Raw genomic sequence first — 15,154 nt, forward strand, 5'->3', positions numbered from 1 at the left:
GGGCGGATCGCCCGCTCCTCAATGGTCATGGAATGGTCAAATCGTCCTCACGGGACACTAGCACGCGGTGCACATGACAGCGCTGGTCAGGCGGCATTCGGCCGACGTTTTCGCCTCCTGGCGAACGCGCGCGGGCGCGTCTTGGGGCAAGATGGGCGACCGACGACGAGCCCGGAGGTTCTCCTGTGTCCCCTGACCAGAACGCATCCCTCGACGAGCGACTGCGACGCCTCGGCATCGCCCAGGACCTGCAGCGCGCGGTCGCTGCCGGGATCGACAAGCTCCCCGTGAGCGAGGAGACCAAGACCTCGCTGACGTCGAAGAGCGCCACAGCCGTCGTGGTGGTCGGTGAGACCGGCGTCGCGCTGGCCAAGGGCGCGGTCACCGCGGCCAAGGACGGCGCCGAGACGTTCCAGCGGACCCGCCAGGAGTACGCGAGCGCGTCGGCCGGCGCGGAGCCCGGAACCCCGACCGACGCCCCGACCGACGCCTCCGGACAGGCTGCCGCTGCCGCGCCCACCGACGCGGTAGGGGACGAGGTGTCGGAGGAGGACGTGACCACCCGCCTCGAGCGCCTCAGCCAGCTGCACCACGACGGCCACCTCACCGACCTGGAGTACGCGGAGGCCAAGGCGAGGGTCATCGCCGGGCGCTAGTGGTGACTGTCGACGGGCTCCGGCCGGCGACCAGGGCGGACGTCGACGCCATCCACGCCCTGCGCCGGTCGCTGGAGGACTGGATGGCCGCCCGCGGCATCGTGCAGTGGCCGCCGGGCTCGCTCCCCCGGGAACGCATCGCCGCGCAGGTCGACGCGGGCCAGTGGCACGTCCTGGTCGACGACCTCCGCGTCGTCGGCACCGTCCGCCTGCTGTGGGCGGACCCCGACTTCTGGGGCGACGACGACACGCCCGCGGTCTACGTGCACGGGCTCATGGTGGACCGGGCCGCCACGGGCCGCGGGATCGGCACCGCGCTCCTCGACTGGGCCGCGGCCCAGGGGCGCGCCGCAGGCGTGGGCCTGTTCCGGCTCGACTGCCGGACCACCAACCCCGCGCTGCGCGCCTACTACGAGGGCTACGGGTTCCAGGCGGTCGGCCAGCGCGACTTCGCCGACTTCTCCTGCACACTGCTCGAGCTGCGTGTGGGCGCCGCTTCGTAGAGTCGGAGCATGACCGATCGGACCTACCCGCAGGGCGTGCCGTCCTGGGTGGACATCGAGCAGGCGGACGTCGAGGCGGCGCTTGCGTTCTACTCCGCCGTGCTGGGCTGGACGTTCCACGAGGCGGCCCCGCCCGGCTCGCCGACGCGCTACGTGATCGCGCAGGTCGACGGCCTCGACGTGGCGGGCGTCGGCAGCGCGGGCTCCGCCGGGCCCGACTGGCACACCTACGTCTCCGTCGCTGACGTCGGGGTCACGCTCGACCGGGTCAGGGCCGCGGGCGGCCAGGTCACCGTCGGCCCGACCGTCGCCGGTGAGGGCGGCACCTGGGCGGAGCTCACCGACCCGTCCGGCGCGCTCCTGCGCCTGTGGCAACCCCGACGCCGCCTGGGGGCGCAGGTCGTCAACGCGCCCGGCACCTGGAACTTCAGCGACCTGCACGCCGACGACCCGGCGACCGCGTTCTACTCGACGGTGCTCGGCTGGCAGTTCGACGAGGTGGACTTCGGGACGATGATCCGGGTGCCCGGCTACGGCGACCACCTGGCCGCGACCAGCGACCCCGACATCTACGCGCGCCAGGCCGCCGTCGCGGTCCCGCCCGGGTTCGCCGACGCCATCGGCTGGGTCGCCCCCGCGGACGCGGACCGGCCGGCGCACTGGCACGTGTCGTTCGCGGTCGCAGACCGGGACCGGACGGCGCAGCTCGCGGTGGCGCACGGTGGCCAGGTGCTCGGGACCCAGGACACGCACTGGGCCCGCACGGTGACGGTCCGGGACCCGCAGGGCGCCGTGTTCACCGCGAGCCAGTTCACGCCCCCGGAGTGACGGTCCCATCGGCAAAGAGCACGGCCAGGTCGGCCTGGATGCGGACGTGCTGCTCCAGGAACGCGCGCTCGTCCAGCCGCTTGCGCCGCAGCCACCCGGTGACCTCGTCGTTGCACTTGCTCGCGTTGCACGACCCGCAGGCCGGGGCGATGTTGTCGAGCGTGTAGCGGCCTCCGCGAGAGATGGGCAGCACGCAGTCGCGCTGCAGCGGCCGGTCCGTGGCGCCGCAGTACGCGCACCCGCCCCACGCCGACGTCAGCGCGGCCCACTGCGCGGGGCTGAGGTCGTGCTCCACCGCCGCCATCCGGCGCTGGCGGCGCTTGGCGTACCGGACCTGACGTGTGCGGTTGGCCGGCATGCGGCCCAGGGTAGACACGTCGGGCAGCAACATCCGGGAGCCACGTCCGGGACCGGGGCGGTCCGGCACGGCTGTCCGTCACAGGAGCTGCTGGCCGCCGTCGATGTCGACGGTCGAGCCGGTCACGGCGGTGTTCGCCATGAGATGGACGGCGAGCTCCGCGACGTCCTCGGCGCCGACCACGCGACCGATCGGCAGCGTGTCCCGCAGCTCCTGGCGGCGCTCGTCGAGCCGGTCGCCCAGGAGCGACGCCGACAACGGCGTGTCGACGAAGCCCGCGGCGATCAGGTTCACCCGCACCGGCCTGACCTCGAGCGCCAGGTTGGCGACGATGGCGGGCAGCGCCGCGGTGGCGGCCGCGATGATCCCCAGGCCGACCCCCGCGTGGCGCGCACCGGTGCCCCCCATGAACAGCAGAGTCCCGCCGGCCCGCATCCGGGGCGCCGCGAGCCGGGCGAGCCGGAACGGCAGCAGCAGGTGCTCGTCGAGGTTGCGGCCGGCCTGCGCGAAGTCCATCTCCGCCAGGGGCGCGTAGTACGGGCGCCCGGCCGTGACCATCACGTGGTCGACCGGCGTGGGCAGCCCGGCGACGAACGCCTCCAGGGCGGCGGGGTCGGCCGCGTCGAACGCGGCGTGGCGCACGCCCCCGAGCTCGTCCGCCGCAGCCGCCAGCCGCTCCGGGTCCCGCGCGGTGAGCACCACCTCGGCGCCCTCGGCGCGGGCCAGCCGCGCGACCGCGAGCCCGATGCCGGCGCTGCCGCCGAGGACGACCACGGTCTGGCCGCCGAGGCGGCCGGTCACGCGTCGCCCCCCGCCCCGACCTCGTGCGTCGCCTCGGCGATGACACCCAGCAACGTCTTCAGGGCGGCGTTGTAGATCTCCGAGAACGACGGGAACGGCTGGATGGTGTCGCGCAGCACGTCGAGCGGCACCCGGGCGCGGATCGCGAGCGTCGCCTGCTGCAGCCACTCCCCCGCCTCGGCACCCAGCGCGTAGGCGCCGGTCAGCCGGTCACCGTCGGACAGCAGGGTGAGGAAGCCGTTGGACTCCGCGTAGGCACGCGTGTAGGTGGCGGTGCGCGGCACGTCCGCGAGCGCCGCCGTGGCGCTGAACCTGGCCTCGGTCGCGCCGACGGCCGCCGCCTCGGGGTCGGTGTAGACCACCCGCGGGACCGCGTCGTAGCTCGCCGTCCGCGGCTGCCCCAGGATGTTGGCCGCCGCGACGTCACCCTGGTACTTGCCCACGTGCGTGAACAGCAGCAGGCCCGTCACGTCGCCCACCGCCCACAGCCGGTCCCCGGCACGCATCGCGTCGTCGACGGGGATACCGGGCCCCTCGGGGTCGATGCCGACGCTCTCCAGACCGATGCCCCGGGTACGCGGCCGCCGGCCGGTGGCCACCAGCAGGCGGTCGCCCCGCAGCTCGCGTCCGCCGTCGAGCGTGAGGACGTACTCCCCATCCTCCCGCCGGGCGCCGGTGGCCCGCGCCCCGAGGATCACCTCGATGCCGTCGCGCCGCAGCACCTCCGCCAGCGCGTCGCCGAGCGGCGCCGGTTCCCGCGCGAGCACGCGGTCGCTGACCAGCACCACGTCGCCGCCGAGCCGGCGGACGGCCTGCGCCATCTCCACCCCGACCGCCCCGCCACCGAGCACGACCAGGCGACGCGGCACCGCCGTCATCCCCGTCGCCTCCCGGTTGGTCCAGATGCCGTCGAGGTCGCGCAGACCCGGTACCGGCGGGATGACCGGCTCGGACCCCGTGGCGACGACCACGTGCGTGGCGGTGTGGGTGGTGCCGTCGACGTCCACGGCGCCGGTCCCGACCAGCCTCCCGGAGCCGCGCAGGAGCGTGATCCCGGCGTCCGCGAGCCAGCGCTCCTGCCCGGCGTCCGAGTAGTCGGAGACCATGAAGTCCCGCCACGCGAGGGCCGCCTCGACGTCGACCTGCGCCGTCGCCGCCGCATCCCGCGCGGCATGGACGGCGGTCCCGGGACGCAGCAGGGTCTTGGACGGGATGCACGCCCAGTACGAGCACTCCCCGCCCACCAGCTCCCGCTCGACGAGCGCGACGCGCACTCCCCCCTCGGCGAGCGCGCCGGCGCAGTGCTCGCCGGGCGAGCCCCCACCGATCACGATGACGTCGAAGTCGCTCATACCGGCAGCTCCTGACCCGCCCGCTCGCGGACCATGTAGTCGGCGTACCAGGCCGGCCAGTCCGGGTCCTCCTGCCCCGTGCGCGCCTCGTGCTCACCGTGCGCCGTGGCGGCACGTCGCAAGGCGTCGGCCAGGTCGTCGGCGCCGGTGTACCGCGTGGTCACCGCGACCCGCCCCGGCAGGCGGACCTGCACCTCCTGGAGGATCCAGCCGTTCCCGTCGGGGTCGCGGAACGAGGCGTACGAGCCGTAGTCGGCGTGCTCCGGTGCCGGGCCCGGCACCCGTGCCGTCGTCCCCGCGTGGTGGAACACGCCGCCCTCGTCGTGCCAGACCTCGCTGACGTCGACGCCGCGTGAGACCAGGTCGGCCCGCGCGGCGTCGATGTCGAAGACGGTGAGCTGGAGGTCCTCCACCGACCCGGGCTGCGCCGCCGTCACGCCGGTGCCGAAGATGACGGACGCCTCCGACCCCGGCGGGGTGAGCTGCGCGACGCGGAAACCGTCGCCCGTCGAGAAGTCGGCGTCCTCGCGCCAGCCGAGCGACGAGTAGAAGGCCTTGGCGCGGTCCACGTGCGCGACGGGTAGGACCACGACCTCCAGCTTGTACTCCAGCGGCTGACCTGCAGGTCGTTCTGAGACGTGCGACATCGTGCACCTCCGAGGATCTCGATGGGATGCTGCTGCGCCGCTGCGCGTACGCAGGGCGTCTCGTTGGCCGGTCAGGCGAGAGCGCCCTCGGGCGGTCCGGCGTCGTCGTAGATGCGCGCCGTCGCGATCGTGCGGTCAGTGCCCAGATCGAGCACCGTCAGGGCGGCTCGGGGCGGGACCGACGGGCCACCGAGCACGTTGTGCTCCACGGCGCAGACGGCGTCACCCTCCGTGACCGTGCAGAGCTCCAGCACGGCGGGGTCGTCCCCGAGCACGCGGCCCTGGTAGAGCTCCCGGAGCGCGTCCCGCCCGCGGTGCACGCCACCGTCGGCTCGGCGGACGCACCCGTCCGGCTCGAACGCGGCCAGGGTCGCCTCGACGTCCCCCGCCGCGAGCGCGCTGCGGAGCCTGCCGACGACGTCGGGCACCCGATCGGTCCCGGGCCCGAGCAGCGGGGGCCGGTGGACCCGGCGACCCATCAGCGGCACGGCACTGAAGTAGATCCGCATCTCGACGATGCGCTCGCGCTCGTCGTGGTCGGCCACGACCGCCAGCGGGAGCCGGCCGTCCGTGCCGAGGTGGAGAACCACCTCCTCGATCCCGCGCGGTGGGGTGAGCAGGACGTTCACGTCCTCCACCTCGACCCCGCGCGACGCCATCCAGGTGGCCAGGTCGGCCAGGTACCGCCGGAAGCTGCGTTCACCTCGGATGCGGCCCCGTACGGGGTCGTGAACCTCGGGCGTTCCCGCGAACGACCCGACGAGAGCATCGACCTCCCCGGTCACGACGCCGTCGAAGAACGGAACCGACCTCAGGCGGTCACGGTGGTACTTGTCGAGCAGGCGCTGCAGGACCGGGGCGGAGAACAGCTCGGGCGCCCAGGGCACGCGTCCGAGCATGCCACTCGGTCAGGAGGAACGGAATGCCGATTCGTCCCCCTCCCGGTCGGTCGCGGTCCTCGGGGCACGGCAGGATGACTGCTGGACCGGTCGGCACAGGTGGGGGATGCAGTGAGCAGCGCAGCAGCGGTGCGCGTCCTCGCGGGTGTGGACGAGCAGCAGGCGGCGGCCGTCCTGGCACCTGCGGGGCCCGTGCGGATCACGGCCGGCGCCGGCACGGGCAAGACCCGGACCCTGACGCACCGGGTCGCCTACCAGCACCTCGTCGGCGCGGTGCCCGCCCACCTGCTGCTGGCCGTGACCCACTCCACCAAGGCCGCGGGCGAGATGCGCGACCGGCTCGGTCGCCTGGGGGTCCCCAGTGTCCAGGCGCGCACGTTCCACGCGGCCGCGCTGCGCCAGCTGCGCTACTTCTGGCCCGCGACAGGGCTGCCCGGGGACGGACCGGTGCTGCTCGACGCCGACGGCCGGGGCGCCTACTACCGGTACCTGCGCGCCGCGCTGGGCACCGTGCTCCGCGCGCCCGGCACGGACGTCGACGCGACCCTGGTCAGCGACCTGTCGACCGAGCTCACGTGGGCCGCCGCCCGGGACCTCACCGCGGAGCAGTACCTCGGCGCGGCGAAGGCGGCCGGCCGACGGCCCGGGATGGACCTCGCCGTCGTCGCCGGCGCGATCGAGCGGTACACGTCCGCCAAGCGGCACGACGGGGTCCTCGACTTCGCGGACCTGCTCGCGTTCTGCGCCCGGCTCATCGAGCAGGACGACCAGGTGGCCGCCACCATCCGTGCCCAGTACGCGGCGTTCGTCGTCGACGAGTACCAGGACACCGACCCGGCCCAGCAGCGGCTGCTCGACGCCTGGCTCGGTGGACGCGACAACATCGCCGTGGTCGGCGACGCGCGACAGGCGGTCTACGCCTTCAAGGGCGCGCAGACGTCGCTGATCCGGGACTTCACCGTCAGGTTCCCGCACGCGGTCGCGGTCGACCTGGTCAAGGACTACCGGTCGACCGTCCCGGTGGTCGACGCCGCGAACCGGCTGATGGCCGGGAGGCCGGAGGCCGCGGGCCCGCAGCTCGTCGGGATGCTCGGCGAGGGCCCGGAACCCGTCGTGATCCGGTGCGCGGACGAGGACGACGAGGACGCGACGATCCTGCGGACGGTCCGGGGTTGGCTGCGCACAGGTGTGCCCGCCGAGCAGGTCGCGATCCTGCACAGGTTCAACGCGCAGGCCGTCAAGCTCACGGCGGCGCTGCGCGACGGGGGGATCGCGGTGGTCGGCGACGGGTCCGCGTACTTCGACCGGCGCGAGATCGTCCAGGTCCTCGCGCTGCTGCGCGGTCACGCCGCCCAGGCGCCGGACGACGACGCGCTCGACGCGCTCGGCCAGGTCCTCGCCCGGGTCGGGTACCACCCGCAGGACCCGCCGGACGGCACCGGTGCCGCGCGGGAGCGCTGGGACGCCCTCGACGCGCTGCGCGCGCTGGTCGCGTCGCTGCCGCCGACCCTGACCGGCACCGTCCGGACCCTGTCCGCCGACCTGGACCGGCGCGCCGCCGAGGACCACGTCCCACCCGGGCGGGGCGCCGTCACCGTGACCACGATCCACCGGGCCAAGGGGCTCGAGTGGGAGGCATGCCTGATCGCTCGCGCCGCCGACGGGTCGCTGCCGTCGGTCTACGCGACGACCGCGGCCGAGCTCGCCGAGGAGCGCCGGCTCATGTACGTCGCGACGACCCGCGCCAAGCGGCACCTCGTCGCCACCTGGGCCGCCGACCGTCCCGGGGGCCGGCCGGGGCGCCCGTCCCCGTACCTGTCGCAGCTCGTCCCCACTCGTCCGACCCAGGAGCCCGCTGCGCCGCCGACCAGGTTCACCGTCGGTCAGCGCGTCACGCACGACAGCCACGGGCTGGGCCGGGTGGTCGACGTCCGCGCCGGGAACGTCACCGTCGACTTCGGCACCGACGGCAGACGGACGCTGCGCCCGGACCGGCTGATCGCGCTGTGACCTGGCACGACGTTAGGGTCACCTGGTGACCACGCCGCAGACAGTCGACGACGACCAGCTCGTCCGCTCCCTGACCCCGCTCACGTACGGCTTCTGCGGTGCGCTGCTCATGGTCGGCCTGCTCGGGGTGTTCGTCATCGTGCCGGAGCCGACCGTGACCCCGACCGGGCTGGCGCTGGGCGCGGCGCTCGGCCTGGCCGCCTGGTTCCTCCCCACGGTCGTGATCCGCAGGGTGCTCGCCGGCGGAGCGCGTCAGGGGGTTGCACCCGGGTCGGTCGCCGGCGTCGTGCGGTCCGCCGTCTTCCTCGGTGCCGCGGTCGCGGAGGGCCCGGCGCTGCTGGGGTTCTTCCTCGCGTTCGTCCTGCCGGGCGGTGACGTCGCGCCGTTCGCGCTCAGCATCCCGTTGGCCGTCGCGTCGCTGTGGTTCAACGTGTCGGGTCCGGCCGCCGCGCGACGCCACCTCGGGCGGGCGCGGTCCGGCATCTCCTTCTGACCGGTCCGATCCGAGCCTCGGCGGCACGAGCGCGACCCGGACCTGGCAGCTCGGATCAGCCTGCCTCGGACGTGCTCCACTGGCCGACCTTGAGGGTCGCGCCCGCGAGCACGTCGAGCGGGTCCGGCAGCACCAGCTCGACCGCAGGTCCGCCCTCCACGGCGCGCACGGTGACCCCGACGGCGAGGTCGGGGTCCTGTGTCGTGGACATGGCACGCCACCGCACCTGCGATCCCGCGGCGGCCCCGGGCTGCAGCAGCACCCCCGACGCGGGCGGCGTGACGCTCTCCGGGAGCTGGGTGAGGTCAGGGGTCCGGGTGCCCGACTGCCGGGTGAACGCGAGCTCGGGCATCCCCACCAGGACGCACGGCGCGGTCCCGGTGTGCGTGGCACGGAGCATCAGGTACCGGGTGCCGAGCGCGGCGTCGGTGCCTGCCACCTCCACGCGCAGCTCGTCTCCGGTGCACGCCGGGACACCCTCCAGCCCTGGCGTGGCACTCGCCCGGTCCGGCTCGGCGGCGACCCCTCCGACGACGCCGTCGAGCGCGACCTGCTGAGCCAGCACGTGGAAGGGCACGGCCGGACCCCGGTGCACCGTCGCTGCGAGCCGTGACGCGACGTGCGCGCGGTGGGCGTCGTCGTCCGCCTCGACCGTCAGGTCCGGCGACGCGGGCTCGCCACCGCTCAGCACGACCCGCCAGACGCCCTCCCACCCGGCCACGTCGGCCGCGAGCGCGACGGAGTCCGCGTCCGGCCACGTGCCGGGATGGATCTGCTGCACCTCCAGCCAGTCGTCACGCGACTCGACCGTCGTGACCGGCAGGTCGCGCCCGGCGGTCGCCGCCAGGACGGGGGCGACGTCCGCTCCGGTGGCGACGGCGACCCGGCCGCTGTCGGGCCCGAACCAGACCTCGGCGACGCCCGGTGTGCGGCGCAACGCGACCGCGTCCTCGACGAGGTCCGTGTCTCCGCCCGGGGTGAGCACCACGGCCAGGGACCGCGCGGCGTCGTGCACGTCGAGGCGCCAGGAGAACGGCGCCGCGGGTGACGCGGCCGCCAGCACGGCGGCGGCCGCGACTGCCACCGCGTCCACGTCGCCGGCCTGGGCGTCCACCGCGACGACCCACTGCGCGGGGTCGTCGGCCGGGTCCGGACCGTCCGGCGCGACCGGCTCGGCCACGTCGGCCAGGCTGCAGACCGTCGTCACCGACGACACGGCCCCGTCCAGCTCGTCGTGCGCCCGCGCTGCCGCCTCCGTCACCTCGGAGGGCGGGCGCACGTCCCGCTCCCCCGTCACGACCGTGCAGACGGGTGGCCACCCGGCCAGCTCGCCGAGCGGCGTCAGGCGCACCACGAGCGCGCCCAGCACCGCGATCAGCAGGAGCACGACCGCAGCGACCAGGCCCTTCCGGGCGACGGCGGGCGGCTCGGCGGTCACAGCGGCGACCCTATCGATGCCGCGTCAGCGCTGGGCGTGCCCGGCCGCCCGCATCGTCTCGGCGAGGAAGCCGAGCTCGGCGTCCCGCGCCGCCGCCGCGGCCGCCTGGTCGATCAGCCCGCGCTCCGCGAGCTCACCGATCGCCGCGTCGAGGTCGGCCCGGATGGCAACACGTTCCTCGGGCGACAGGCTCTCGATCCCGGCGCGCCGCCGCTCCGCCTCGGGACCTTCCTTCACGCGCCTGCGGCTGCCGAGCTGGAACATCGTCCCGACGACGAAGCCGACGAGCGCGACCCCGGCGACCACTGTCGCCCACACGGCCCAGTTCTCGACCCCCTCAGCGCGGCCGTGCTGCACGATGGAGAACGCCGCCAGGGCCCCGAGGATGCCGGTCGTGAACGCGGTGACCGTGTTCATGTACGTCGGCACGCGCCCGCCGAACACCCACACCAGCGCTGCACCGATCAGATACACCAGAGCGCCGAGGTACAGGACGCCCGACACGGGGATCATCCGCTCGTAGTCGGGCGTGGTCGCGCCGAAGCGGTAGCCGTTGTACAGCACCGCGTACCCGACGATCGATGCCAGCCAGAAGAAGACGACGACGATCGTCGCGCCGGCCATCGCCGCCCACTCCCCCGTGCCGATCCGGCGCCGCGGCGGAGGAAGCGCGTCGAAGACGGGCCGGTGCGCGTGGAAGGCGGCGCGCTCGACGTCGATCCAGCGGATCCGCGAGCCGGGCTGGATGCGGCGGGTACGGGCTACGGCGGTCAACACGGCCTCCTGGGGTTGACGCGCACAGTAACCGCGCGACGCCGCTCACAGACCTGCTTCCCAGCAGAACCACCTGTCCGCGCTAGTTGCCTACAGCTCGTAGGCTTAGGACATCGCTCTATAGGAAGGCGCGCCCATGAACGCCCGTGCGGGACTCACCGTCCCGGTGCTGACGACCGCCGCCGCGGAGCTCGCCGACGAGGTGGGCTTCGACCAGGTCACGGTCTCCGCACTGGCCCGCCGCGTCGGCGTTCAGCCCGCCAGCCTGTACGCCCACCTGCGCGGCTCCGACGACCTGCGCACCCGGATCAGCGTGCTCGCTCTCGGTGAGCTCGGGGACCGCCTGGCGGTCGCGCTGGCCGGTCGCGCCGGTCGGGAGGCGCTGCAGGCGCTGATCGACGTGATGCGGGAGTACGCCCATGCGCACCCCGGTCGGTGGGCCGCCACGCAGGTGCGCGTCGACATCACGCAGGCGGCCGCCGTCGGCGCCCGGGTCTCCGCCCTCATGACGGGCGCGCTGCACGGCTACGGACTGGCTCCCACGGAGCTGCCGCACGCGGTGCGGTTCGTCGGGAGCACCGTCAACGGCTTCCTGCACCTGCGGGCGATCGGCGGCTTCGACAACTCCGTCCCCGACCCCGAGCATTCCTGGGCCCGGATGGCCGACGCGCTCGACGGCGCCCTGCGCGCGTGGCCCGGCGCGCACCCCACCACAGGAGCGAGACCATGAGCACCCTGACCCGCATCCCGCTGACCGACGACCTCTTCCGCGGCGCGCTCGAGATCGAGCGGACCGACCGCGGCGTGCAGCCGCACCGGCTGCCGGGCTGGGTCCGGCGCCAGCTGCCGGACCCGCAGCTGCTCATGGCCGAGGCGCAGCCGTCCGGCGTGCGGCTGGTCTTCCGCACGCGCGCGACGCGGATCGCGCTCGACTCCCGGCCGACCCGCGTCTCCTACGTCGGGGCGCCCGCGCGCCCGGACGGCGTCTACGAGCTGCTCGTCGACGGGGAGCACGTGGGCAGCGCGACGGTCGACGGCGGCGACGTGCTGTCGATCGACCCGATCACCGGCGCGCGAGAGGTCCGTCCGGGTGAGCCCGGCACGGTGTCGTTCGGCGGCCTGCCGGACCGGGACAAGACCGTGGAGCTCTGGCTCCCGCACAACGAGCTCGCCGTACTGGTCGAGCTGCGTACCGACGCCCCCGTCGAGCCCGTGTCCCCCGGCGACCGCCCGGTCTGGCTGCACCACGGCTCGTCGATCAGCCACGGCTCCAACGCCCTGACGCCGACGGGCACCTGGCCGGCGCTCGCCCCGCGGGCGGCCGGCGTGGAGCTGGTCAACCTCGGGTTCGGCGGCAGCGCGCTGCTCGACCCGCAGACCGCCCGCACCATGCGCGACACCCCCGCCGACCTGATCAGCGTGAAGATCGGCATCAACATCGTCAACGGCGACACCATGCGGCTGCGCACGTTCACCGCGGCGGTGCACGGCTTCCTCGACACTCTCCGCGACGGCCACCCGGAGACGCCGCTGCTCGTCGTGTCCCCCATCCTGTGCCCGATCCACGAGCACACCCCCGGACCGGGCGCGTTCGACCCGAGCTCGTTCGGCTCGGGCACCGTGCGCTTCATCGCCACCGGTGACCCGGCGGAGGTCGCCGCGGGCAAGCTGACCCTGACCGTCGTCCGCGACGAGCTGAGCCGCATCGTGGCCCAGCGCCGCCAGGACGACCCCGCCCTCGCCTACCTCGACGGGCGCGAGCTGTACGGGCCCGACGACGCGACGGACCACCCGCTGCCCGATGCGCTGCACCCCGACGCGGCGACGCACCGGATCATCGGCGAGCGCTTCGCGCGGCTGGCGTTCGGCCCCGGCGGCGCGCTCTCCTGACGGGTCCGCAGGCGCCGCCGTGTGGGGCGGGCGCGTGGCTACACGCCGGCGGCGGCGACCATGCGGATGGCGGCAGGCCGCGTGCCCGACGACGCCGGCATCCTGTCCAGCACGTCGCCGAAGCCGCTGCGCGACGCGTCGTCGGGGTGCTGCCACCGATACTCCCGCGTCAGGCGGATCGTGTGCTTGATGCGCCCGTCGCTGACCGCGAACACGTGCAGGTTGCCGACCGACCCCGTGATCGCCGGGCGCGTGAGCGGTCCGGCGAACGTCGGGTCCACCGCCGCACGGACGGAGCCGAAGGTGTTCTGCCAGGAGCTGTCGTCGATCCGGATGGTGTGCCGCAGCTCCCGGTCGTCGCCGGCGACGACGTGCAGCTGCCCCGCGACGCCGGCCGCCGCAAGGAAAGGGAAGCCGCCCAAGACCCGCTGCTCGTTCGGGTAGAGGGCCTCCAGGAAGTGGTCGCCCTGCAGCGCGCCGGTGCGCGCTCGGCGGATCGTGTGCACCAGGTGGGACGTCCCGTCCGGGTCCATGGCGCGGACGAGCACGTGCAGGTCGCCGCCGACGTTCGCGGCGGCCACGCCGGTCATCCCGGGCCGGTACTTCGAGGTCGCGGCGCTCGCCCTCGTCCATCCCCCGTCGGTGCGCGTCGAGACCCACACGCGGTCCCAGGCCCGGTCGCCGTACGTGCCGCTCGCGCACACGTCGAGGCGGGGGCCGAACCCCGCGACGGACACAAACGCCAGGTCGGCGCCCCCGTCCGGCCACCCCTCGGGCAGGAAGTTCCCCCACCCGGCCTGCCAGGTCGACGAGTCGAACCGGATCGTGTGCACGTATCGCCCCGCACCGGTCGCGCACACCTGGAGCCCGCGGTCGGTCAGCGCGCAGCTCACCGAGTACGGCTCCGCGATGGTCAGGCCCGCTGAAGCGAACGGCGTCCACCGTCCGCCGTCGTCCCGCTCCGCGTGCCAGGTCGTGCCGTTGACGTCGATGGCGACCAGATGGATCGGCATGTCTCCCCCACGAGTCGGTCGGCCGGCGCTCCGGGCGTCGGCGACGAGGAACTGTCCTGCACGGGAGGAGGCGCCCCCGCGCCGATGGATACGTCGGGGCGGGCACGGCACGGCACCACACGGCGCCGCGGACCCTTGGCAACGCGCGTGCGTCGCGCCAGAGTCGTTGCCATGCCCGCAGCCGCAGCCCTGCCCGTCGCGTTCACCGGCGAGGTCCTCGTCCCGGGCTCGCCCGGGTACGACGAGGCGCGCGCCGTCTGGAACGGCGCCGTCGACCGCCGACCGGCGTACGTGGTCCGCTGCGCCGACCCGCAGGACGTGCGCGCCGCGGTCACCGTCGCGCGTCGGCTGGGCCTGCCGATCGGGGTCCGGGGCGGCGGGCACAGCGCCGCGGGGCACGCCGTCCCCGACGGCGGGCTCATGATCGACCTGTCCCGGATGGCCGGGGTCGTCGTCGATCCGCCCGCCCGGACCGCACAGGTCCAGGGCGGGGCGCTGCTGGGTGCCATGGACGCCGCCACGCAGCCGTTCGGGCTCGCGACGACGGCCGGCATCGTCTCGCACACCGGCATCGGTGGCCTCGCGCTCGGCGGCGGCGTCGGCTGGCTCGCGCGGCAGCTCGGACTGCTGTGCGACAACGTGGTCGGGTTCGAGGTCGTGACGGCGGCGGGCGAGCTCGTCCGGGCCTCGGCCGACGAGCACCCCGACCTGTTCTGGGCCCTGCGGGGCGGCGGCGGGAACTTCGGTGTGGTCACCCGGTTCGACGTCGCGCTGCACGACGTCGGTACGCAGGCGCTCTCGGCCGAGGTCGACCTGCGCGCCGCCGACGGGTTCGGCGCGCTGCAGGAGTGGCTCGGCGGGGCGGTGGACGCGCCGCGGCCGGCGACGTTCCACGCGGAGGTGCTGGCCGGCGGCCCGCTCACGCTCGGGTTCGTCTGGGTGGGGCCGCCCGACGCCGCCGACCCGCTCGTGGCCCGGCTCGACGCCCTCGGCACGCCGCTGACCCGACGCGTCGAGCCGCTGAGCTACCTGGACCTGCAGCGCCGCTTCGACCTTCCCACGGCCCACGGCCGCCGCCGCTACGCGAAGAGCCATCTGGTCGCCGAGCTGCCGGACGCGGCGCTGACCGCCTTCCTCGCGCACGCCGACGCCGAGATCGGAGCGGCGAGCCTCATGACGTACGGCGGCGCCATCGCGGACGTCGACCCCGCGGCGACGGCGTTCCCGCACCGTGGAGCACGGTTCGAGTACGACGCCGGGGCGGCCTGGGACGACCCCGCGGACGACGAACGCCACGTGGGGACGTGCCGCGCGCTGGCGGCGGGCCTCGGGCCCTGGAGCACCGGCGTGTACGTCAACGCGGTCGCCGAGAGCGAGGACGCCGAGGTGCGCCGGGCCTACGGGAGCTCCTACGCGCGCCTGCGGGCGGTCAAGTCGCAGTGGGACCCGGACAACGTCTTCGCGCTCAACGCCAACATCCCGCCGGCCTGAC

The 15,154-nt window shown here is 74.7% G+C and carries 16 protein-coding genes; 8 read left to right on the forward strand and 8 right to left on the reverse strand.

Features of this window, described 5'->3' with window-relative positions; translation table 11 throughout:
- Positions 1 to 185: 185 nt before the first annotated feature.
- The 3 genes from KG102_RS14445 to KG102_RS14455 are packed head-to-tail and all read left to right on the forward strand — an operon-like array spanning position 186 to position 1,987.
- Positions 186 to 656: a hypothetical protein gene (locus tag KG102_RS14445; protein WP_208288288.1), complete on the forward strand. Its 471-nt coding sequence runs from the start codon at positions 186 to 188 to the stop codon at positions 654 to 656.
- On the forward strand, positions 656 to 1,159 hold the full coding sequence (locus tag KG102_RS14450) for a GNAT family N-acetyltransferase (protein ID WP_249667338.1): 504 nt from the start codon (positions 656 to 658) through the stop codon (positions 1,157 to 1,159). Before KG102_RS14445 ends, KG102_RS14450 begins: the two co-directional genes overlap by 1 nt.
- Before the next feature lie 9 nt (positions 1,160 to 1,168).
- Positions 1,169 to 1,987 (forward strand): VOC family protein, encoded by an 819-nt coding sequence (locus tag KG102_RS14455; RefSeq protein WP_208288287.1) that lies wholly within the window; start codon positions 1,169 to 1,171, stop codon positions 1,985 to 1,987.
- Here KG102_RS14455 and KG102_RS14460 read toward each other — a convergent pair.
- The 5 genes from KG102_RS14460 to KG102_RS14480 all read right to left on the reverse strand — a co-directional run bounded on the left by KG102_RS14460 (position 1,971) and on the right by KG102_RS14480 (position 6,032).
- Entirely contained in the window at positions 1,971 to 2,345 is a 375-nt protein-coding gene (locus tag KG102_RS14460) for an HNH endonuclease (protein WP_208212555.1), read from the reverse strand. The two genes, KG102_RS14455 and KG102_RS14460, sit on opposite strands and share 17 nt — an antisense overlap.
- Positions 2,346 to 2,423: 78 nt before the next feature.
- Entirely contained in the window at positions 2,424 to 3,146 is a 723-nt protein-coding gene (locus KG102_RS14465) for an SDR family oxidoreductase (protein WP_208212556.1), read from the reverse strand.
- Positions 3,143 to 4,498 (reverse strand): dihydrolipoyl dehydrogenase family protein, encoded by a 1,356-nt coding sequence (locus KG102_RS14470; RefSeq protein WP_208288286.1) that lies wholly within the window; start codon positions 4,496 to 4,498, stop codon positions 3,143 to 3,145. Before KG102_RS14470 ends, KG102_RS14465 begins: the two co-directional genes overlap by 4 nt.
- On the reverse strand, positions 4,495 to 5,145 hold the full coding sequence (locus KG102_RS14475) for a VOC family protein (protein WP_243883890.1): 651 nt from the start codon (positions 5,143 to 5,145) through the stop codon (positions 4,495 to 4,497). The genes KG102_RS14470 and KG102_RS14475 overlap by 4 nt, the downstream gene beginning before the upstream one ends.
- Positions 5,146 to 5,216: 71 nt before the next feature.
- Entirely contained in the window at positions 5,217 to 6,032 is an 816-nt protein-coding gene (locus tag KG102_RS14480) for a nuclear transport factor 2 family protein (protein WP_208288285.1), read from the reverse strand.
- 123 nt (positions 6,033 to 6,155) lie between these two features.
- Here KG102_RS14480 and KG102_RS14485 point away from each other — a divergent pair, with 123 nt between their 5' ends.
- Together KG102_RS14485 and KG102_RS14490 are read left to right on the forward strand one after the other, a co-directional pair.
- On the forward strand, positions 6,156 to 8,054 hold the full coding sequence (locus KG102_RS14485) for an ATP-dependent helicase (RefSeq protein ID WP_208288284.1): 1,899 nt from the start codon (positions 6,156 to 6,158) through the stop codon (positions 8,052 to 8,054).
- Between the two features lie 25 nt (positions 8,055 to 8,079).
- Positions 8,080 to 8,547: a hypothetical protein gene (locus KG102_RS14490; protein ID WP_208288283.1), complete on the forward strand. Its 468-nt coding sequence runs from the start codon at positions 8,080 to 8,082 to the stop codon at positions 8,545 to 8,547.
- Positions 8,548 to 8,602: 55 nt separating this feature from the next.
- Here KG102_RS14490 and KG102_RS14495 read toward each other — a convergent pair whose 3' ends face one another.
- Positions 8,603 to 9,985 carry a DUF4232 domain-containing protein gene (locus KG102_RS14495; protein ID WP_208288282.1) on the reverse strand — a complete coding sequence of 461 codons (1,383 nt, stop codon included), beginning with the start codon at positions 9,983 to 9,985 and terminating at the stop codon, positions 8,603 to 8,605.
- 24 nt (positions 9,986 to 10,009) lie between these two features.
- On the reverse strand, positions 10,010 to 10,759 hold the full coding sequence (locus tag KG102_RS14500) for a ZIP family metal transporter (protein ID WP_208288281.1): 750 nt from the start codon (positions 10,757 to 10,759) through the stop codon (positions 10,010 to 10,012).
- A gap of 136 nt (positions 10,760 to 10,895) precedes the next feature.
- Here KG102_RS14500 and KG102_RS14505 point away from each other — a divergent pair, with 136 nt between their 5' ends.
- Together KG102_RS14505 and KG102_RS14510 are read left to right on the forward strand one after the other, a co-directional pair.
- Positions 10,896 to 11,489, forward strand: coding sequence for a TetR/AcrR family transcriptional regulator (locus KG102_RS14505; RefSeq protein WP_208288280.1), 594 nt, complete (start codon positions 10,896 to 10,898; stop codon positions 11,487 to 11,489).
- The gene (locus KG102_RS14510) at positions 11,486 to 12,649 is read left to right on the forward strand and encodes an SGNH/GDSL hydrolase family protein (protein ID WP_208288279.1); all 1,164 of its coding nucleotides are present in this window, start codon (positions 11,486 to 11,488) and stop codon (positions 12,647 to 12,649) included. Before KG102_RS14505 ends, KG102_RS14510 begins: the two co-directional genes overlap by 4 nt.
- Before the next feature lie 38 nt (positions 12,650 to 12,687).
- Here KG102_RS14510 and KG102_RS14515 read toward each other — a convergent pair whose 3' ends face one another.
- The gene (locus KG102_RS14515) at positions 12,688 to 13,662 is read right to left on the reverse strand and encodes a hypothetical protein (protein WP_208288278.1); all 975 of its coding nucleotides are present in this window, start codon (positions 13,660 to 13,662) and stop codon (positions 12,688 to 12,690) included.
- Positions 13,663 to 13,833: 171 nt separating this feature from the next.
- Between KG102_RS14515 and KG102_RS14520 the strand changes: the two genes are divergently transcribed.
- On the forward strand, positions 13,834 to 15,153 hold the full coding sequence (locus KG102_RS14520) for an FAD-binding oxidoreductase (protein ID WP_208288277.1): 1,320 nt from the start codon (positions 13,834 to 13,836) through the stop codon (positions 15,151 to 15,153).
- Position 15,154 lies beyond the last annotated feature (1 nt).

Origin of the sequence: Cellulomonas fengjieae (assembly GCF_018388465.1) — a bacterium.
Lineage (GTDB): Bacteria > Actinomycetota > Actinomycetes > Actinomycetales > Cellulomonadaceae > Cellulomonas > Cellulomonas fengjieae.

Excerpts from the sequence above, each read along its gene's own strand:
- KG102_RS14455 (WP_208288287.1), top strand. The coding sequence starts at position 1,169 with ATGACCGATCGGACCTACCCGCAGGGCGTGCCGTCCTGGGTGGACATC.
- KG102_RS14460 (WP_208212555.1), bottom strand. The coding sequence starts at position 2,345 with ATGCCGGCCAACCGCACACGTCAGGTCCGGTACGCCAAGCGCCGCCAG.
- KG102_RS14470 (WP_208288286.1), bottom strand. The coding sequence starts at position 4,498 with ATGAGCGACTTCGACGTCATCGTGATCGGTGGGGGCTCGCCCGGCGAG.
- KG102_RS14475 (WP_243883890.1), bottom strand. The coding sequence starts at position 5,145 with ATGTCGCACGTCTCAGAACGACCTGCAGGTCAGCCGCTGGAGTACAAG.
- KG102_RS14505 (WP_208288280.1), top strand. The coding sequence starts at position 10,896 with ATGAACGCCCGTGCGGGACTCACCGTCCCGGTGCTGACGACCGCCGCC.
- KG102_RS14510 (WP_208288279.1), top strand. The coding sequence starts at position 11,486 with ATGAGCACCCTGACCCGCATCCCGCTGACCGACGACCTCTTCCGCGGC.
- KG102_RS14515 (WP_208288278.1), bottom strand. The coding sequence starts at position 13,662 with ATGCCGATCCATCTGGTCGCCATCGACGTCAACGGCACGACCTGGCAC.
- KG102_RS14520 (WP_208288277.1), top strand. The coding sequence starts at position 13,834 with ATGCCCGCAGCCGCAGCCCTGCCCGTCGCGTTCACCGGCGAGGTCCTC.